The 18,578-nt window shown below is 71.7% G+C and carries 16 protein-coding genes; 13 read left to right on the forward strand and 3 right to left on the reverse strand.

The features are described 5' to 3' along the window. Positions 1-141: 141 nt before the first annotated feature. From F0344_RS05945 to F0344_RS05985, 9 genes are all read left to right on the forward strand, one after another. Positions 142-1,284: a glycosyltransferase gene (locus F0344_RS05945; protein ID WP_258049693.1), complete on the forward strand. Its 1,143-nt coding sequence runs from the start codon at positions 142-144 to the stop codon at positions 1,282-1,284. Continuing rightward, positions 1,281-2,786 carry an exopolysaccharide biosynthesis polyprenyl glycosylphosphotransferase gene (locus tag F0344_RS05950; RefSeq protein ID WP_185297771.1) on the forward strand — a complete coding sequence of 502 codons (1,506 nt, stop codon included), beginning with the start codon at positions 1,281-1,283 and terminating at the stop codon, positions 2,784-2,786. Before F0344_RS05945 ends, F0344_RS05950 begins: the two co-directional genes overlap by 4 nt. A gap of 2 nt (positions 2,787-2,788) precedes the next feature. Next, positions 2,789-4,174 carry an O-antigen ligase family protein gene (locus F0344_RS05955; RefSeq protein ID WP_374940064.1) on the forward strand — a complete coding sequence of 462 codons (1,386 nt, stop codon included), beginning with the start codon at positions 2,789-2,791 and terminating at the stop codon, positions 4,172-4,174. Then, positions 4,171-5,967 (forward strand): murein biosynthesis integral membrane protein MurJ, encoded by a 1,797-nt coding sequence (gene murJ, locus F0344_RS05960; RefSeq protein ID WP_185297772.1) that lies wholly within the window; start codon positions 4,171-4,173, stop codon positions 5,965-5,967. The genes F0344_RS05955 and murJ overlap by 4 nt, the downstream gene beginning before the upstream one ends. Beyond that, a complete protein-coding gene (locus F0344_RS05965; protein WP_185297773.1) occupies positions 5,957-6,769 on the forward strand; it encodes a polysaccharide deacetylase family protein in 813 nt (270 codons plus the stop codon). Before murJ ends, F0344_RS05965 begins: the two co-directional genes overlap by 11 nt. Next, positions 6,766-7,881 (forward strand): glycosyltransferase, encoded by a 1,116-nt coding sequence (locus F0344_RS05970; protein WP_185297774.1) that lies wholly within the window; start codon positions 6,766-6,768, stop codon positions 7,879-7,881. The genes F0344_RS05965 and F0344_RS05970 overlap by 4 nt, the downstream gene beginning before the upstream one ends. A 59-nt stretch (positions 7,882-7,940) precedes the next feature. After that, on the forward strand, positions 7,941-8,624 hold the full coding sequence (locus F0344_RS05975) for a lipopolysaccharide biosynthesis protein (protein WP_185297775.1): 684 nt from the start codon (positions 7,941-7,943) through the stop codon (positions 8,622-8,624). Next, positions 8,624-9,772 (forward strand): GNAT family N-acetyltransferase, encoded by a 1,149-nt coding sequence (locus tag F0344_RS05980; protein ID WP_185297776.1) that lies wholly within the window; start codon positions 8,624-8,626, stop codon positions 9,770-9,772. The genes F0344_RS05975 and F0344_RS05980 overlap by 1 nt, the downstream gene beginning before the upstream one ends. A gap of 119 nt (positions 9,773-9,891) precedes the next feature. Further along, on the forward strand, positions 9,892-10,176 hold the full coding sequence (locus F0344_RS05985) for a chaplin (protein ID WP_185297777.1): 285 nt from the start codon (positions 9,892-9,894) through the stop codon (positions 10,174-10,176). A gap of 80 nt (positions 10,177-10,256) precedes the next feature. Here the strand turns inward: F0344_RS05985 and F0344_RS05990 are convergent, their stop codons facing one another. Beyond that, positions 10,257-11,117: a tyrosinase family protein gene (locus F0344_RS05990; RefSeq protein WP_185297778.1), complete on the reverse strand. Its 861-nt coding sequence runs from the start codon at positions 11,115-11,117 to the stop codon at positions 10,257-10,259. A 19-nt stretch (positions 11,118-11,136) separates the two neighbouring features. Further along, a complete protein-coding gene (locus F0344_RS05995) occupies positions 11,137-11,622 on the reverse strand; it encodes a tyrosinase family oxidase copper chaperone (protein WP_185297779.1) in 486 nt (161 codons plus the stop codon). A 161-nt stretch (positions 11,623-11,783) separates the two neighbouring features. Between F0344_RS05995 and F0344_RS06000 the strand changes: the two genes are divergently transcribed. From F0344_RS06000 to F0344_RS06010, 3 genes are all read left to right on the forward strand, one after another. Continuing rightward, on the forward strand, positions 11,784-13,100 hold the full coding sequence (locus F0344_RS06000; RefSeq protein ID WP_185297780.1) for a cytochrome P450: 1,317 nt from the start codon (positions 11,784-11,786) through the stop codon (positions 13,098-13,100). Positions 13,101-13,256: 156 nt separating this feature from the next. Next, entirely contained in the window at positions 13,257-14,456 is a 1,200-nt protein-coding gene (locus F0344_RS06005; protein ID WP_185297781.1) for a glycoside hydrolase family 26 protein, read from the forward strand. A 405-nt stretch (positions 14,457-14,861) separates the two neighbouring features. Continuing rightward, complete coding sequence (locus F0344_RS06010; RefSeq protein ID WP_185297782.1) at positions 14,862-16,409, forward strand: sugar transferase; 1,548 nt, start codon at positions 14,862-14,864, stop codon at positions 16,407-16,409. A gap of 58 nt (positions 16,410-16,467) precedes the next feature. On the opposite strand, the gene F0344_RS06015 is transcribed toward F0344_RS06010, so the two are convergent. Then, positions 16,468-17,451: a GDP-L-fucose synthase family protein gene (locus tag F0344_RS06015; RefSeq protein WP_185297783.1), complete on the reverse strand. Its 984-nt coding sequence runs from the start codon at positions 17,449-17,451 to the stop codon at positions 16,468-16,470. Positions 17,452-17,560: 109 nt separating this feature from the next. Between F0344_RS06015 and gmd the strand changes: the two genes are divergently transcribed. Then, positions 17,561-18,574: a GDP-mannose 4,6-dehydratase gene (gene gmd, locus F0344_RS06020; RefSeq protein ID WP_185297784.1), complete on the forward strand. Its 1,014-nt coding sequence runs from the start codon at positions 17,561-17,563 to the stop codon at positions 18,572-18,574. Positions 18,575-18,578 lie beyond the last annotated feature (4 nt).

The following is an 18,578-nucleotide window of genomic DNA, read 5'->3' on the forward strand; positions in this document are numbered from 1 at the left end:
GCCCACCTTCATCTTTTCGATGGCCAGGGCTTCCCATATCGGTATTCCCTGCCGTCGGCGCCTTATCGGGTCCCGTCCTTCGGGGGGCACGTGAGAAGAGGGCCACGCGTGCGGCAAAAGAGCATTTCTGAAGAACGACAGGTGACCGTGCTCCACGTGGTCCAGCCGGTGGAGGGCGGGGTCGCACGGGTCGTCACCGATCTCGTCAGGGCGCAGGCTCTGGCAGGCCTGCGGCCCGTGGTGGCCTGCCCCCCCGAGAGCCCACTGGCCGCCGGTGCCGAGGCGGCCGGCGCGGACGTGCTCGCCTGGCCCGCCGTGCGCGACCCCGGACCCGGGCTGGCCGCTGAAGTCGCCACCGCACACCGGCTCGTCCGGCAGAGCGGACCTCAGATCGTGCACGCCCACAGCGCCAAGGCGGGCCTCGCGGCGCGGCTCGCCGTACGGGGCCGTATCCCCACGGTGTTCCAGCCGCACGCCTGGTCCTTCGAGGCCGTGGAGGGCAGGACCGCGCACCTCGCCCTGAAGTGGGAGCGGTTCGGCGCCCGCTGGAGCGACCACATCCTCTGCGTCAGCGAGTCCGAGCGCCGTACGGGCGAACGGGCGGGCATCTCGGCCCGGTGGTCCGTGATCCACAACGGCATCGATCTCGGGCACTTCCGGCCGGCCGGCCCCGCGGAGCGCGCCGCCGCCCGTGCCGCACTCCCCCTGCCGGGCGCCGTCGACGCGCGTACACCGCTCGTCGTATGCGTCGGCAGGCTCAGCCGGCAGAAGGGCCAGGACGTGCTGTTACGAGCCTGGGAGCAACTGCGCGTCAGTGGCGCCCGGCTGGTCCTGGTGGGAGACGGACCGGACGAGCGGCGGCTGCGCGAGACGGCTCCCGCCGGAGTGGTGTTCGCGGGGGCGACTCAGGACGTCCGTCCGTGGATCCACGCCGCGGACGTCTTCGTACTCCCCTCCCGGTGGGAGGGGATGGCGCTGGCCCCGCTCGAAGCCATGGCCTGCGGCAGACCGGTCGTGATGTCCGACGTGAACGGCGCCAGGGAGAGCCTGCCACCGGGCCACGACGTCCACTGCCTCGTACCTCCCGAGAACCCCGCGGCCCTCGCGGCCGCGCTCACCAGCCTCCTGACCGATCCGGTGCTGAGGGACGAACTCGGCCGTACCGCCCGGACCCACACACGGTCCGTCTTCGACGTCCGGAAGACCGCAGGAGCCGTTCACCGCATCTATCAGGAGCTTGTCGGCTTGTCCCGGCCCACGACGAGAGAGCGCACCGACCGATGACTACGGAGAGAGCCCCCGCCCCCCGCACTGCCCAGGCGACGGCCGAACCCCCCGCGGCCTCCACGATCCACCCGCCCCGCCGGGGTAACCGGCACAAGCCGGCCGGGCGCACCACGCGCCGCTTCCGGGGGTACGGGTCCACCGGGCGGCTGCTTGCCGCCGACGCGCTGGCCCTGGGCCTCACCCTCGCCGTGCTGCCGGCGGCCCCGTGGCCACCGGCCGTGATCGCGGTCCAGATGGCCGTACAACTGCTGCTGCACGCCTACCGGGGGCTGTACCGCCCGGGGCTTTCCGTGTCGGGCCTCGCCGAACTGCCCGCACTTCTCGGCCTCGCCCTGATCCAGTGGTTCGCGACCGCGGAAGTGCTGACCGCGTACGACCCCCGCTCCTCGATCAGCTGGACCGCGCTGGGTCTGGCGATCGTCACCCAGACAGTGCTGTGCTGCGCCGCCCGCGCACTGGCCCACCGTTCACGGCTCCGCTCTGCGGCCCGCAACCCCCGGTCGGCCCTGGTCATCGGGCACGGACCGGCCGCCCAGGAGGTCGCGGCCGCCCTGCACGGACACCCCGAGTACGGGCTCCGGCCCGTCGGCCGGGTCGATCCCGCGTCCTCCGCGTCCTCCGCGTCCGACACCCCCGCGGCTCCTGCGGCCGACGCCGCCCCGCTGCCCGTCCTGGTCACCCTGGAGGACGTCGGCCGTGCGGTCATCCAGAACAGCGTGCGTGACGCCTTCTTCACCACCGCGCCCGGAGCCACCCGCGACGGAGAGGCGCTCTTCGCGCTCCTGGCCGGACACGGCTGCCGGATGTGGCTCATCAACGGCCCGGCCGCCGGGGCCTTCACTCCGCACCGGGCCTCCGCGCGCCCCGACCATCTGTGGGGCTTCGCCGCGTACTCCCTGCACAACGGCGGTGGGCGGCCGGTCGCGTACGCGGCCAAGCGCACGATGGACGCCGTGCTGGCCGGCCTGGCCCTCCTCGCCGCGGCCCCGCTGCTCGCCGCCTGCGGTCTGGCCGTACGGATCTCCGACGGTCCCGGCGTGATCTTCCGGCAGGAGCGCATCGGACGGAACGGACGGCCCTTCGTCCTGCTGAAGTTCCGCACGATCAGACCGGCCGACGCCCACGAGTCCGCCACCCGGTGGAACGTCTCGGCAGACCGGAACATGAGCCGCGTCGGCCGTCTGCTGCGCCGCACCTCCCTCGACGAACTGCCGCAGCTGTGGAACGTGGTGCGCGGCGACATGAGCCTGGTCGGGCCACGTCCCGAACGCCCCTACTTCGTCGAGCAGTTCGGCCGGGTGCACACGGGCTACGGAGCCCGTCACCGGATGCCCGTCGGGATCACGGGACTCGCCCAGGTGCACGGGCTGCGCGGTGACACCTCCATCGAGGACCGGGCCCGATTCGACAACCGCTACATCGAGACGTGGTCGCTGTGGCAGGACGTGTGCCTCCTCGTCCGCACCGCCGGTTCGCTGTTCCGGCCGGGAGGCAGCTGACCGTGACCGCCACCCGGACCGCCGAACCCGCCGTCGCCGCCATTCCGCATCCCCGGGCCCGCCCAGGATCGAAGACCCCGCGGGCGGCGCGGTGGACACGGCAGTGGCCGCTGCTTCCGCTGCTCGCGACCGTGCTGCTGCTCGCCCTTCCGGTCACGGACGCGGGGACCGGCGAAGCGCAGGTCACGCGCCCGGCCGACCTCGCCTCGGGCCTCGCGGTGCTGCTCTGCCTGGCCCGTCTGCTGTATTTCCGGCAGCGTCCGCTGGCACCCGCGGCGGCTGTGGTGCTCGGACTGCCCGCGGTGGGCTTCGCCGTGGCGACGGTCACCGCTGCGGATCCGTCCGCCGCGCTCCCGGGGTTCGTCCGCTACCTCCAGGTCTTCGTGCTGGTGCCGGCCGCCGTGTGCCTCCTCATCAGGGACGCCCAGGGATTCCGGATCGTGACCGGCGCCCTCGTCCTGCTCGCCCTCGTCCAGGGAGTGACGGGCATTCACCAGTACGCCACCGGCACCGGCGCCTCGTACATGGGCGAGGACATCCGGGCGGTGGGCACGTTCGGGCCCGGCGACATCATGGGGATGTCGACCGTCGTCGCCTTCGGTCTCCTGGCGACCGCCGTCCACGTACTCCGTACACCCGAGGGCGCCCCCCGGTGGCTGCGCCCCTGTGCCCTCGGCGCGACAGCCGTGCTGCTCGTCGCCCTCGTGCTGTCGTTCAGCCGGGGCTCGTGGATCGCCACGGCGATCGCCGCCCTCGCTCTCCTCGCACTGACAGGACCGCGCCAGGCCGTGCGCGCGCTGGCGGTACTGTCCGCCACCGCCGTCGTGCTCGTCGGCGGCTTCGGCATCGGCTCCGAGATGGTCTCCCAGCGGCTCACCAGCATCACCGAGGTGACCGCCGCTCCTGACCAGTCGGTCACCGACCGGTACACCATGTGGGCCGCCGCCGCGAGCATGTGGCGCGAGGAACCGCTGGCGGGCGTCGGGCTGAAGGGATTCCCCGCGCACCGTGACGGGCACGCCTCGATCGCACTCTCCGCGGGCAGCGACACCGCGGGCGCCGGTCAGGACTTCCGCAAGCAGCCGCTGCTCTCCCCGCACAACATGTACCTGCTCGTCCTCAGCGAACAGGGGCTGATCGGGCTCACCGCGCTCGCCGGCAGCTGGCTGGCGGTCCTCGTCGGCGGAGTCCGCAGGGTGATCATCAGCAGCGCACGCGGAAACACGGCCGTGGACTGCGGGCTCGTCGCGGCGGGGCTGATGGTCTGGCAGACCGTCGACTTCCTGTACGCGGACATCGGCGGCCCCTCGACCGTACTCACGGGCATCGTGCTCGGTCTGGCCTCCTGGTGGGCGCTGGCCGGACCGGAGAGGGCGCGGACCGCGTGAACAACACCGGAATCGAATCGGGGCCGCCGGTGGAGGCGCTCCCGGACCACGTCCCCGCCCCTCCCGCACCGCGTGATCAGCCCGTCGTACCCGATCCCGCCGGACCCGTAACCGATTCCGCCGGACCCGTACCCGATTCCTGCCCCGGCGGCACGGAGACGTCCGGGGACGCGGAATCACCCGGGCTCGGCCGGTTCCTCGCCCGGGCCGCCGCCGTCACCGCCGGGCTGACCGTCGCGGGGGCCCTGCTGGGACTCGTACGCGACCAGGCCATCGCCCATCTCTTCGGTGCGAGCGGTGCGAGTGACGCGTTCCTGATCGCCTGGACCGTGCCCGAGATGGCCGCCACCGTGCTGATCGAGGACGGGATGGCCCTCCTGCTCGTCCCTGCGTTCAGCCACGCCCTGGCCCGCAGGGCAGCCGGCACCGGGGAGAAGAAGGACGCCGCCGCACGGACGACGGAGGGGACGGACGATCCCGTACGGGAGCTGATCTCGGCGACCCTGCCCCGGCTGTTCGCGCTGCTGTCCTGCATCGCCGCGCTGCTGGCGCTGGGCGCCCCGTGGGTGGTGGGAATCCTGGCCCCGGGTCTGAGCGATCCACGGCTCGCCGTGGACTGCACCCGGCTGACGTCCGTCACCGTGCTCACCTTCGGCCTCACCGGCTACCTCAGCGCGGCCCTGCGCGCGCACCGCAGCTTCCTGCCACCCGCCGGTGTCTACCTCGCGTACAACGTCGGCATCATCGGCATGACCTTCGCGCTGCACTCCCTCTGGGGCGTACGCGCCGCGGCGGCGGGCGTCGCCGTCGGCAGTGTCCTGATGATCCTCACCCAGCTCCCGGCCTTCGTCCGGCTGGTCCCCGCCCGGGTCGCCCGCGCCGGGCGGGAACGGCGCCCGTCCGCCAGGCGGCGCTTCGCCGGCGCGGCTCCCCCGCTGCTGGGAGCCACGGTCCTCGCGCCCGTCGTCATCTTCGTGGTGAGCCGTCAGGCGCAGGTCCTGGTCGAACGGTTCCTCGCCTCGTCGCTGCCGGCCGGTGCCATCTCGCATCTGAACTACGCGCAGAAGGTCGCGCAGATGCCGATGGTCCTCTCACTGATGATCTGCACGGTGACCTTCCCGGTCGTCGCCCGGGCCATGGCCAACGGCGACCGGGAGAAGGCCAGGGACCGGGTCGAACGCGACCTCGCGCTGGCCGGCATGGTCGTCCTCGCGGGGACCGCGATGGTGCTCGGGTACGCACCCCAGATCGTCGAAGTCCTCTTCCAGCGGGGGGCGTTCGACGCGGACGACACCCGGGCGACAGCCGACGTCATGCGGGTGTACGCGCTCGGGCTCCTCGGCCACTCGCTCGTGGGAGCGCTGAGCCGCCCGTACTTCTCGGCCGGGCGGCCCACGTGGTTCCCCGTCTTCGCGATGGCCACCGGGCTGATCGTCACCACCGGAGCCGGATTCGCCATGACCCACCGGTTCGGCGTCAACGGCATCGCGACGGCCAACGCCATCGGGATCAGCACGGCGGCGATGCTGCTGCTGATGGGCCTGGGGACGCGCGTGGTCGCCATCCGGGTCCGGTCCGTGACCCTCTCCCTGGTCCGGCTGGCCGGCGCCGCCACGGTGGCCGGGACGGCGGGCTGGCTGGCGGCACCGCGGGTGGCCGATCCCCTTCTCAGCCTTGCCGCCGGCTGCTTCCTCGTACCGCTCCTGTTCCTCCTGGCCGGGCTCGCACTCCGAGCTCCGGAAGTCGTCCAACTGCTGACCCTCATCCGACGGAGGTTGCTTCATGGCCGCTGACCCATCGGCTCTCACCGACTCGCGCTCCTCCCGGCTCCGACCACCCGCGTGCGCCCAGCCGTGGATCCTGACGTACCACTCCGTGAGCGAGCGGACGAGCGATCCGTACGGCATCACCGTCTCCCCTGAGCGTCTCGACCGGCAGCTGGCCTGGCTCGGGCGCAGGAACTACACCGCCGTGGGTGTGGCCACGCTGCTGCGCGCCCACGCCGAGGGCCGGCGCGGTCTCGTCGGGCTCACCTTCGACGACGGTTACTCCGACTTCGTGCACGAGGCCCTGCCGGTCCTGCGGCGGCACGGCTGCTCGGCGACCGTGTTCGTCCTGCCGGGCCGGCTCGGCGGCTCGAACGAGTGGGACCGGCCGGGCCCGCACAAGCCGCTCCTCACCGCGGAGGGCATCCGGGCCGCCGCCGACGCGGGGATGGAGATCGGCTCGCACGGTCTGCGCCACCGCGATCTGACGTCGCTGTCGGGCTCGGAGCTGCGCCGGGAGACGCACCACAGCCGGGAGTTGCTGCACGACATCACGGGCGTCGTCCCCGAGGGCTTCTGCTACCCGTACGGCTCGGTCGACGAGCGGGTGGCGGATTCCGCACGCGAGGCGGGATACGGCTACGGCTGCGCCCTCACCCCCGGACCGCTGCTCGGCCCGTTCACCCTGCCCCGTACCCACGTCAGTCACGCGGACCGCGCGGTACGCCTCAGGGCGAAGGACCTGCGCCACCGGCTGCGGTACCGGGCGGGAGTCGCTCCCGCCCGGCTGCCCGAGACCGTGACCGCCGTGTCCGGTGACCTCCGATGAGGGCCCTGCACATCATCACCGGCCTCGGCATCGGCGGCGCCGAGCAGCAACTACGCCTGCTGTTGCGCAACTTGCCCACGCCCTGCGACGTCGTCACGCTCACCAACCCCGGCGCGGTGGCCGACGGACTGCGCACCGACGGCGTACGCGTCACGGATCTCGGGATGAAGGGCAACCGTGACCTCGCGGCGCTGCCGAGGCTGGCCCGGATCATCCGGCAGGGGAAGTACGACCTCGTCCACACCCATCTGTACCGGGCCTGCGTATACGGGCGGATCGCCGCCCGGCTGGCCGGGGTCCGCGCCACGATCGCCACCGAGCACTCGCTGGGCCGGGCGGAGATCGAGGGGCGTCCCCTCACCCGCTCCACGCGTGCGCTCTATCTGCGGACGGAGCGGCTCGGTTCCGCCACGGTCGCCGTCTCCTCCACCGTCGCGGGTCGGCTGCGCGACTGGGGGGTGCCCGCGGCCAGGATCCACCTCGTGCCCAACGGGATCGACGCGGAACTCTTCCGGTACGACGACGGCGCGCGGCGGGACACCCGGGCGCTCATGGGCATCCCCGACGACGCGTTCGTGGTGGGGGGCGTCGGCCGGCTCGTCCCCGGCAAACGGTTCGACGTCCTGGTCCGGGCCGTCGCGGCACTGCCGGGCGCCCGCCTCCTGCTGGCCGGGGACGGTCCGGAGCGGGGCCCGCTGACCGCGCTCGCGGAGCGGCTCGGAGCGGCCGGGCGGATCCGGCTGCTCGGGGAGTGCGACGGGGAACGGCCCGGCGCGGGGCCCGGCGTCCCCGCGCTCCTCAGCACCATGGACGCCTTCGTCTCCACGTCCCGCGAGGAGTCCTTCGGCCTGGCGGCCGTCGAGGCGCTGGCCGCCGGGCTGCCCGTCCTGTACGCCGCCTGCCCGGCGATCGAGGACCTGCCCGCGGACCGGTCGGCGGGCGCCACCCGCGTCACGGGAGACGCCGAGGAGCTGACAGCGGCCCTGCGGCAGCGCATGCGGGCGGGACCCCACCGGCTGCCGCCGCCTCCCGCCGTCGCCCATTACGACATCAGGCGCAGCAGCGAGCACCTCATGGACGTCTACGAGCGCGCCCTCAGCGGCCACCGATAGCCATGGCCGTCCGCCATCGGCAGACCCCCGGCACCATCCTTCCGACAGAGAGCACCCTCATGACCGAGTCTCCCGAGCAGCGGCCGGCCGTCCCCGGACGGTTCAGCCGGCTGCGTACCCTTCCTCCGCTGCCCCGTTGGTGGCCGCTGCCCGCCTGTGTCCTGCTCGGTGCGGCGTGCGGCCTCTCCTACGGGCTGCTCGCCACCCCGCAGTACACGGCCACCGGCTACGCCCTGGCCGTCACCGACAAGGGCACCGACTCCGCCGCGGCCCTGGGCTTCGCCCAGTCCTTCGGCCGGCTCGCCACCAGTGACTCCACCCTCACCTACGCACACGGGGCAGCCGGGGAGAGCGTGCAGGAACTCCGTACCCGGGTGCGGTCGGAGACCTCGCCCGACTCGCCCATGATCGCGGTCAGCGGTACGTCCGACTCGCCGCGCCGGGCGGCGGAGATCGCCAACGCGGTCGTCGAGGCCGTCATCGTCGGCGGCGAGCACGTGGCCAAGGAGACGGGGGTCAAGCTCATCAAGTTCACCCACGCCGTCCCGCCGGACGAGCCCGTCTCCCCGTCCGCCCCGCTGGGAACGGCCGTGGGCGCGAGCGCGGGCGGGCTGCTCGGCGGGCTGGTCCTCCTCGTACGGCCCCGCCCTGCGCGCAGGAGCTCCGAGGCTCATGTGCCCGCCCCCGGACCGGACCGGACGGCCGGTCAGCCGGCGGCCGCGGACGAACGGGAGCTGGTGTGATGAGCGCCGGCCGCAACGAGGGCCTGACGGTGACGCTCTGCCGCGACCTCGGCGAGTTCGCCGGGCTCGCGGACGAGTGGGACGCGCTGTATCGCCGCTGCCGGACCGCCACGCCGTTCCAGAGCCATGCCTGGCTCCACTCGTGGTGGCTTTCGTACGGGCCCGCCGGCCGTCTGCGGGTGATGCTGGCCCGTCGCGGCGGGCGTCTGATCGGCGCCGCTGCGCTGATGCTCGTACACCGGCCGATGCCGCTGCTCGTACCGATGGGCGGCGCGATCTCCGACTTCTTCGACGTCCTGGTCGACGAGGAGGAGTCGGACGGTGCTCTCGTGGCCCTGGAGCGCGGACTCGACCGGGCCGCCCGGCACGCGGTGATCGACCTGCGGGAGGTACGGCCCGACGCCTCGGCGCAGCTCCTGTACGAGAGATGGGCCGGGGCGTGCGCCCGGCTCGACGACTCGACCTGCATGGAACTGCCCGCGGAGCCCATCGGCACACTGCTCCAGCGGCTGCCGGGGTCCCGGGCCCAGCGGGTGCGTGCCAAGCTGCGCAAGATCGACGCCCTGCCGGTCGAGTGCCGTCCCGTGCCCGCGCTCGACGTGCCCGGCGCGGTGGGCAGGATGCTGCGCCTGCACGAGCTCCAGTGGACCGGCCGCGGGGTCAACTCCGAGCATCTGCGGCCGCGTTTCTCGGCCCATCTGGTGCGGGCCACCCGGCGGATGGTCCGTGACGGCGGGGCCGCCCTCACGGAGTTCCTGCTGGAGGGCGAAGTGGTCGCGGTGAACATGTCGCTGCAGTCGGGCCACCTCACCGGCGGCTATCTGTACGGGGCCCATCCCTCGCTCCGGGAGCGGAAGGTGGACGTGGCGACGATGCTGCTGCGTGAGGTCTCCCAGCAGGCGGCCGACACCGGGCGGACCGTACTGAGCCTGCTGCGCGGCTCGGAGCAGTACAAGAACCACTGGGAACCGGTCCCCGTCGTCAACCAGCGGCTGCTGATGGCCCGTCCCGCCCTCGATCCGCTGCTGCGGCTGCGCCTGTCGCAGCTGAGTGCGCGTGACGTGGCGGCGGAGACCGTGAAGACCCGGTTCCCGGCCGCCCGCGACTGGCACGACCGGCTGACCGCGCTGCCCGTCATCGGACGGTGAATGCCGCACCCGGGTCACGACTTTTGCGCCAGTCCGTTACCGTCTGTCGATTTTTGCGTTGTCAGGTCATACGGGGTCCCACGCTCCGTGGCACACCTCACATCTCACAAGGAGAACTGATGTCGCGTATCTCGAAGGCAGCCGCCGTCATGGCAGGCACGGGTGCCCTGATCGCCGGCGGCGCCGGCGTGGCTGCCGCCGACGCCGGAGCCCAGGGCGTCGCCGCCAACTCCCCCGGCGTCCTTTCGGGCAACCTTGTCCAGGCACCGGTCCACACCCCGGTCAACCTCTGCGGCAACTCGGTGAACGTCGTCGGCCTGCTGAACCCGGCCTTCGGCAACACCTGCGTGAACGCCTCCGGCGGCGGTCACGAGGGCCCGGGCGACTACGGCTACGGCCACTGATTCACGCCCTGAGAAGCGGCCGGCCTCCTCCTGCTCCGGAGGGGAGGCCCGGCCGCTTCCGTGTGCCCGGGCGGGCAGGGTCAGACGTACCGGTACAGGCGGGAGTGGTTCAGGAGCTTCGAGGGTGCGACGTCCCAGGGCGGCATGGGCTCGTCGAGGCCGAAGACCCGGGCCCGGTCGGGGCCCGTGTCCCGGGTCTTGCGGCCCGGCAGGTACCGCGACCGGGGGTGTGCCTTCTGCCAGCGCGACCAGAGCAGGTCCAGGTAGGCGTGGTGGAACCAGAAGACGGGGTCGTTGGGCGAAGCCGCGCCCGCCATGAGGCCGCCGACCCAGCGGTGCACCTGGTTGTGGTTGCTCACCCCGCGCGAGCCCCTGATGCCCCAGCCCTCGATCCGGTTGCGGAACCCTGTCCTGCTGACGCTGTTCCACGGCTCGGCGTCGTACACCGGGTCCTTGAGTGCGCGGGCCACGTCCCCCTTGGCGGGCAGCGTGACAGGGGCCGAGGGGCGGCCGAAGTTCCTGGTGAGGAAGGGCTGTGCGGAGACGCCGTCGTTGATGGTCCAGTTCCCCTCGGCGTAGGCGAACGGTCCCGTCATGACCTGCCGGTCGCCTGCCCTGCCGTTCCCGCCGAGCAGGTCGTCCGCCCAGAGCGAGGCGCTCGGGGTGTTGTCCGAGGTCCAGTCCCAGTACGGGACGGAGACCCCGGGGTCGACCGCCCGCAGGGCCGCCTCGAACTCCAGGAGGTACTGGCGGTGCCACGGGAAGAAGGAAGGGGTCATATGGGCGGGCCTCGGCCGGTCCTCGCCGTCGCTGACGTAGAACTCCCGGTGCAGGACGACGAACTCGTCGTACCGCCCCGATCGCTTGAGTTCCAGGATCGCGCCGACCAGACGCCGCTTCTCGGTACGCGTGAGGTTCCGCTGGTTCTTACGGTTGTACACCCGTGCTGGTCCTCCCGTTTCAGACGCTGTGCCGCGGCCGGGCCGCGGACAGCTGTGCGGACCCGAGCTCGTCGACCGCGGCTCGAGCCGTGGCCAGCAGCGTCGGGAACGACTCGTAGTGGTTGGTATCGCTCACATAGCTGCCGTCGGCCCGCCGCATGATGTGCAAGGGCCGTCCGTCCACCTGTACGTCGATGTGCGGGACGGCGCCCGCCGCTCCGGCGCCGGCGGCCCGGACCGCACCGCCGGGCCCGCCTGTCGGCACCATGACCGTGGCCGTGCCCCGGATGTCCCGGCCGCGGTACATCTCGGCGAAGCGCTCCGGTTCCCTGCCGCCCGCCTTCGCGGAAGGTGGCGCGGGCTCCGGGTCCTTCGCCAGGAGCGGGGCGAGCACCGCCGCCGTACCCGCGGTCACTCCCACGGTGAAGGCGGTACGCAGCACGACGCGGCGGGACGTCGTGCGCGGCCCGGCCCCTCTGCCTCTCGCGTCCGTGGTCTGGCCCATGGTGTGCGCACCTGCCTCTCGTCCACTCTTCCGAGGTGTTGACGTATCCGACGTTGACAACGAGACACCGAAGGAACAGTTCTCGCACGAGCGGCGCGCCGATCACACGGATTGTCCTGAATCGCGTCAGCATGGCCGTCCTGGAATGTGGAGGTTGTGCAATGGCTGTTCCCAGGCAGGGAAGCAGGGACCGTGCGCTGCGGCCGGAGGACGTGGATCTGGCCGATCCGCTGTTCTGGACGCTGCCACGTCCCGTCCGGCTGGAAGCGTTCGCGCTGCTGAGGCAGTTGGACGAACCGGTGAGGTTCACGACCGGGACGGGGGCACGCAGCGGCCGGCTCGCGGGGCCGCGCGCCTCACGCTCCGGGACGGGCGAGTCGTTCTACGCGCTGGTGAAACACGCGGATGTGAAGGCGGCGAGCCGGCAGCCGCAGAACTTCGCCAGCGCCCCGGGCGTCACGACGCCGGAGCCGGCTGCCTGGGCGAAGGCGGTCTTCGGGAACTCCATGGTCAACATGGACGGAGAAGAGCACGCGGCCCTGCGGCGGATCGTCTCGCGCGCCTTCACCCCGCGGCTGCTGGCCAGGGCCGAGGAGAACATCCGTGAGCTCGCGCGCCGCCTGGTGGACGAGGTGATCGCCGAGCAGCCCGCAGACTTCATGCCGTCCGCGCCCTCGCGGCTGCCGCTGGAGGTCATCTGCGACCTGATGGGCATTCCGGACCGCCACCGGCCGCGGATCTCCCAGCAGATCGATCACGCCTCGGCCTACGTCGGAGTGCGGCGGCGGGGGCGGGACCGGCTGCGGGTGCCCGGGCGCGGTCTGCGTTCCCTGGCCCGGATGCACCTGGTGATGGCGCAGCTGGCCCGTGAGCGGCGTCGTGATCCCGCGGACGACCTCATCTCGGCCCTGGTCCGGGCGGACGTCGACGGCCAGGCCCTGACCTCGCGCCAGCTGGGCTCCTTCTTCTCGCTGCTGCTGGTGGCCGGTGTGGAGACCACGCGCAACGCGATCGCCCACGGCGTGTATCTGCTGGCCCGCCACCCGGAGCAGCGCACCCTTCTGGAGTCGGACTTCGACCGGTACGCCGACGGCGCGATCGAGGAGATCGTCCGGCACTCGACGCCGATCATCCAGTTCCGCCGGACGGTCACGGCCGAGTGCGAGCTGGGCGGCCGGAGCTACCGGCCCGGCGAGAAGGTGGTCCTGTTCTACGCGTCGGCCAACCGCGACGAGTCCGTCTTCACCGATCCCGACACCTTCGACATCACGCGTAGCCCCAATCCCCATCTGGGCTACGGCGGGGGCGGTCCTCATCACTGCATCGGGGCCCATCTGGCACGACTGGAGATGAAGGCGCTCTTCCGGGAACTGCTGACCCGGCTGAACACGCTGGGGACCGTCGGCGATCCCCTGCTGGTCGACTCGAATTTCGACAACCGGGTGCGTTCGCTGCCCTTCTCCCTCGACCGTCGCTGAGCAGCGGGGCTCGTCCCGGAATTTCACCCGAACGGTCCGGCTTGAATCTCGATGTTCCGCGAATGGCCCACGGATCGGCGTCCGGATCACCCGATAAAGAAAATGTCTCCTTATTGTCGAACCGGTCGGAGGTAACACCGGAGAGAAGGAGGAGCCGTGCCCGCACAGCGCCGTCTCATCAACATCTGCGTCGGGACGGCTGCGCTCAGTCTCCTCGTCGCCGGCGGAATCGCAGGAATCACCTCGTCCGGTACGGACACCACGGACGCCGCCCCGCCTTCACGTGCCGCCGCGGACGGCGCCACCGCGCACGGCGCCTACGTGGGGTACGGCCCCGAGGGCGTACGCAGGACGGGTGAGCTGTCGCGCTGGCTCGGCGGCAGGGAACTGCGGGCGGGGCACAGTTACCTGCCGGGCGACCTCTGGTCGAACATCGAGGGCCGACCCGACTTCCTGCGCTCCTGGGCTTCCTGGCGGAACGCGGACGAGGACCGGATGTTCGTGCTCAACGTGCCGATGCTGGAGCGCAACGAGGCGGGGGTCGGCGACGCCGAGGTCCGCAGGCTGCTGCGGGCGGGCGCCGCGGGCAGCTACGACCACCACTTCCGGCGGCTGGCCGAGCGGCTGGTCCGGCTGTCGATCCCTGACACGGTGATCGTGCTCGGCTGGGAGATGAACGGCGTCACGTACACGCACCGCTGCGGTCCGGACCCCGAATCGTGGAAGGCGTACTGGAATCGCATCGTGACGACGATGCGCGCCGTCCCCGGGCAGAAGTTCCGCTTCGACTTCGCCCCCAACCGGGGGACGGACGCGGTTCCGTGGACCCGGTGCTATCCCGGTGACGACGTCGTGGACATCATCGGCATGGACACCTACGACCAGCCGCCGGGCCGGAGCTTCGACGAGCAGGTGAACGGTCCGTACGGCCTGCAGAAGCACGTCGACTTCGCGGCCGAGCACGGCAAGCCGATCTCCTTCCCGGAATGGGGCCTGTTCCGCAACGGCGACAACCCCGAGTACATGCGGCGCATGCTCGAATGGATCGAGAAGCACGATCCGGTGTACCAGACGCTCACGGACTACTGTCCGCACGGTGTCTGGCAGTGCTCGGACAACCCCGAGTCCTCCCGGACGTACCGCTCGATGATGAGCGAGAACCCGGCACCGACGGCGATGCCGGATCCGAGCCCCACCCCGACGACCCCGGCCCTGCCGGCCCCCCCGAAGCCGGCCAAGCCCGCGCCCCCGGCGCCTGACCCGGCGCCGAACTCCCGGCAGTGGTGCGTCACGGTCCCGCTGAGCGACTGGCTCGGCCGCTGGCTGACGGACCGCACGTTCTGTGTGCGGTACTAGGTCGGACATACCGGCCCGGCTTCCCGGCCCCGGCTCCGCGTGGAGCCGGGGCCGGTGGGCGTTGCGCGTCTCGCCCGGGGCGGGGTCTCAGGGTGTGACTTCGTCCACTCCTCGATCCTCTGGGTGCCGCTCAACGTCCCTGCCGCGTAAGGTAGTTACGCCCCGGTTCGTCCCGGTGACAAGCACTTGCCGAACCCCGGGAAAATCGAACAGGCATGCACAGAAGCTGAGTTCCCGCCCGGAACCGGCCGAGATGCGAATCATCCGACCTGTCTGAACTTCACGGGAACTCCAGCGAAATGGCACGTGTGTGGATATCGTGCACCGAGCGAGGGCGCATCCGTCAGTCCATGGGATCGACGGATGCGCCCCGTTTGCGGGGATGCGACTTGGGCTGGGGGGTTCATGGGGCATGTCGAAATACCTGACACCGACATATCCGGGCAGATCGGGCTGACGGGGGCGCCACGAACACGCACCGCGGCGTCCAGGAGCCGGAACGCCGCGCTGGAGCAGCTGTGGAGGACACCGACTGCGGAGCGCGCGCACCCCGAGCGACCACGGTCCAGGAAGCGTCCGGGCCGTCACTTTCCGCTGCTCCTTCTGGCCGACGTGCTCGGACTGGGGGGTCCGGCCTGGCTCGTCCAGGAGGCCGGTGACCAGCCGGCACCACTGATCACGGCGTCGCTGTCCGCGCTGGCGTGGGCCGTCGTACGCTCCGCTCGCGGGCGGTACGCGCAGCGCCTGCCCGGGTCCACCGGGGGCGCGTCGGTCGCCACCGGCGACTGGCTGCTGCTCCTGGGTGTGCTCGCCGTCCTGCTCACCGTGTCCGGACAGTCCCTCGACCCGGCGGTCGCGGTGATGGCGCTCGTTCCCGGCCTCGCGCTGACGCTCCTCATATCAGGGCTGCGGCAGTGGACGGCGTACGCACGGCGGCGGCTCGTGGTGCGCCGCGTGCTCGTGGTCGGCCACGCGGCCGGCGTCGACCGGGCGGTGAATCTGCTCAACTCCCTTAAGGACCACACCTATACGGTCGCGGCGGCGATACCCGTCGGCACCACTGCGCTGAGCTGCGAAGCGCCGGTTCCCGGTCGGCTCGCCGCCACTCCCGCGGAGGACGACCTCTCCACCGTGCTGGGCGGGGCCTTCGCCCACGATGCCGATCTGGTGCTCGTGGCTCCCGGGCCGGAGCTCGCGGAAGAGCGGCTGCGGCGGCTGTCGTGGGGGCTGCACGACAGCGGGGTGCCCCTGTGTGTGCTCTCGGCGGTGTCGGAGACCGCGGCGAGCCGGGTGCGGCTCTCCTCCGTGGCCGGGCTGACCCTGCTGCACATCGCCCCGCCGCTGCGCAGCGGTCCCCAGCCGCTGCTCAAGACCCTGGTCGACCGAACCGGCGCCGTGTTCGGGCTGCTGTCGCTGGCCCCGCTGCTGCTCGTGATCGCGATGGCCGTACGCCTCACCTCACCCGGCCCGGTGTTCCATCGCCAGACCCGCCACGGCCTGCACAGCCGCCCCTTCACCATGTGGAAGTTCCGCACGATGGTGGTGGACGCCGAGACCCGCAAGGCGCAGCTCGGCGCGGCGAACGAGGCCGAAGGCCCGATGTTCAAGATGCGCAGCGACCCCCGGGTGACACGGGTGGGCCGGACGCTGCGGCGGGCCTCGCTCGACGAACTCCCGCAGCTCATCAATGTGCTGCGGGGTGAGATGTCCCTGGTGGGACCTCGCCCGCCGTTGCCGGAAGAGGTGTCCCGGTACGACGAGCGCGAGCACCGGCGGCTCGCGGTCAAGCCGGGACTGACCGGTCTGTGGCAGGTCAGCGGGCGCTCGGACCTGTCCTGGCAGGAGACCGTCTCGCTCGATCTCTGGTACGTCGACAACTGGACGGTGGCCGCCGACATGGGGCTCCTCGCGCGAACCCTGCGCGCCGTCACCAACGGCCGCGGGGCCTACTGACGTGGGCGGGGAACAGATGCGAGGAGCCCGTACACGGCATGGCGGCCGGCCCGCCCCCTCAGCTCCGCGGGGACCGCTGGCCGAGCCACCAGGCATAGGTTCGCGCGATGCCGTCGCGCAGCGGGATCTGTGGCTCGAAGCCGAGGGAGGTCAGCCGGGAGACGTCCAGGAGCTTGCGCGGAGTGCCGTCGGGCTTGGACGTGTCCCAGGCGATCTCTCCCCGGTACTCCGTCACGTCGCGGACTGTTTCGGCGAGTTCGCGGATCGTCAGGTCGTCCCCGCAGCCGATGTTCACGGGGTCCTCCCCGTCGTAGGACTCCAGCAGCCGGACACAGGCTGCGGCGAGATCGTCGACGTGCAGGAACTCGCGGCGGGGGCTGCCCGAGCCCCACAGGGTCACCTCGGGAGCACCGTCCTGCTTGGCCTCGTGGAACCGGCGGATCAGGGCGGGCAGAACGTGCGAGGTCTCCAGGTCGAAGTTGTCGCCGGGGCCGTAGAGGTTGGTGGGCATGGCGCTGATGTACGACGCGCCGTACTGCCTGCGGTACGAGCGGACCTGGGTGATCCCGGCGATCTTCGCCAGTGCGTACGCCTCGTTCGTCGGTTCCAGTGGGCCGGTCAGGAGGGAGTCCTCGCGGATGGGCTGTGGGGCGTGCTTGGGATAGATGCAGGAGGAGCCGAGGAAGAGCAGCCGCTCGGTGCCGGCCGCGTGCGCCCCGGCGATCACGCTGAGCTGGATGCGCAGGTTGTCCTCCAGGAACTGCACCGGCCAGGTGCTGTTGGCCATGATCCCGCCCACCTTGGCGGCGGCCAGTACGACGACGTCCGGGCGGACGTCGCGCAGATACGCCTCGGTCGGCGCGCTGTCGCGCAGATCGAGGAGGTCCCGGCCGCGGGTGAGCACCTCGTGGCCGTCGGCCGCGAGGCGGCGCACCAGCGCCGAGCCGACCAGACCCCGGTGGCCCGCGACGAATATGCGGGAGCCGGGTCGTAGCAGGGGGCGGACGGATTCCTGGGGAGGGCCGGGGAGATCAGACGTCATGGCTCGGATTCTGCCAGGAGCCGTGTGAGTCAGTGACCTTTACCACAGAACACTCAAACTCCGAAATTTCGGTGAACGACCGCCTGCCGGCGGACAGAAGGGGTGGACCATGGCGAAGACCGCACTCATCACCGGTGTGACCGGCCAGGACGGTTCGTATCTGGCGGAGCTGCTGCTCGAGAAGGGGTACACGGTCCATGGCCTGATACGCCGCTCGTCGAGCTTCAACACCGAGCGGATCGACCACATCTACCAGGGCCCGGAGGAGGCGGGGCGCTCCTTCGTCCTCCACCACGCCGATCTCGCGGACGGCGTCGCGCTGGTGAACCTGCTGCGTGACATCCAGCCCGACGAGGTCTACAACCTGGGGGCGCAGTCCCACGTCAGGGTCTCCTTCGACGCACCGCTCTACACCGGTGACGTCACGGGGCTCGGCGCCATGCGGCTCCTGGAGGCCGTCCGCGCGAGTGGCATCGACGCCCGGGTCTACCAGGCGTCCTCGTCCGAGATGTTCGGCGCCAGCCCGCCGCCGCAGAACGAGCGCACGCCGTTCCACCCCCGCAGCCCGTACAGCGTCGCCAAGGTCTACGCGTACTGGGCGACGGTCAACTACCGCGAGGCGTACGGGATGTTCGCGGTCAACGGCATTCTGTTCAACCATGAGTCGCCGCGCCGCGGTGAGACCTTCGTGACCCGGAAGATCACCCGTGGGGTGGCCCGGATCAAGGCCGGGCTCCAGGACCGGCTGCACCTCGGCAATCTCGACGCCGTCCGCGACTGGGGGTACGCCCCCGAGTACGTGGACGCGATGTGGAGGATGCTCCAGCGCGACACCCCCGACGACTACGTGGTCGCCACCGGGGAGGGCGTCAGCGTGCGGGAGTTCCTGGAGTGCGCCTTCGAGCACGCCGGGCTCGACTGGCGTGAGCATGTGCGCTACGACCCGAAGTACGAGCGGCCGAGCGAGGTGGACGCGCTGATCGGGGACGCCTCCAAGGCGCAGGAGCTGCTCGGCTGGAAGTCCTCGGTGAAGTCGGGGGAGCTGGCCCGCATCATGGTCGACGCCGACATCCGCCGGCTCGACGACCAGCTCAGCGGAGCGGCCGTCCGGGTGCACCGATGAACGG

The organism is Streptomyces finlayi (assembly GCF_014216315.1).
GTDB classification, from domain to species: Bacteria; Actinomycetota; Actinomycetes; order Streptomycetales; family Streptomycetaceae; genus Streptomyces; species Streptomyces finlayi_A.

Excerpts from the sequence above, each read along its gene's own strand:
- F0344_RS06010 (WP_185297782.1), top strand. The coding sequence starts at position 14,862 with ATGGGGCATGTCGAAATACCTGACACCGACATATCCGGGCAGATCGGG.
- F0344_RS05965 (WP_185297773.1), top strand. The coding sequence starts at position 5,957 with ATGGCCGCTGACCCATCGGCTCTCACCGACTCGCGCTCCTCCCGGCTC.
- F0344_RS06000 (WP_185297780.1), top strand. The coding sequence starts at position 11,784 with ATGGCTGTTCCCAGGCAGGGAAGCAGGGACCGTGCGCTGCGGCCGGAG.
- F0344_RS05970 (WP_185297774.1), top strand. The coding sequence starts at position 6,766 with ATGAGGGCCCTGCACATCATCACCGGCCTCGGCATCGGCGGCGCCGAG.
- F0344_RS05950 (WP_185297771.1), top strand. The coding sequence starts at position 1,281 with ATGACTACGGAGAGAGCCCCCGCCCCCCGCACTGCCCAGGCGACGGCC.
- gmd (WP_185297784.1), top strand. The coding sequence starts at position 17,561 with ATGGCGAAGACCGCACTCATCACCGGTGTGACCGGCCAGGACGGTTCG.
- F0344_RS05985 (WP_185297777.1), top strand. The coding sequence starts at position 9,892 with ATGTCGCGTATCTCGAAGGCAGCCGCCGTCATGGCAGGCACGGGTGCC.
- F0344_RS05995 (WP_185297779.1), bottom strand. The coding sequence starts at position 11,622 with ATGGGCCAGACCACGGACGCGAGAGGCAGAGGGGCCGGGCCGCGCACG.
- F0344_RS05980 (WP_185297776.1), top strand. The coding sequence starts at position 8,624 with ATGAGCGCCGGCCGCAACGAGGGCCTGACGGTGACGCTCTGCCGCGAC.
- F0344_RS06015 (WP_185297783.1), bottom strand. The coding sequence starts at position 17,451 with ATGACGTCTGATCTCCCCGGCCCTCCCCAGGAATCCGTCCGCCCCCTG.
- F0344_RS05975 (WP_185297775.1), top strand. The coding sequence starts at position 7,941 with ATGACCGAGTCTCCCGAGCAGCGGCCGGCCGTCCCCGGACGGTTCAGC.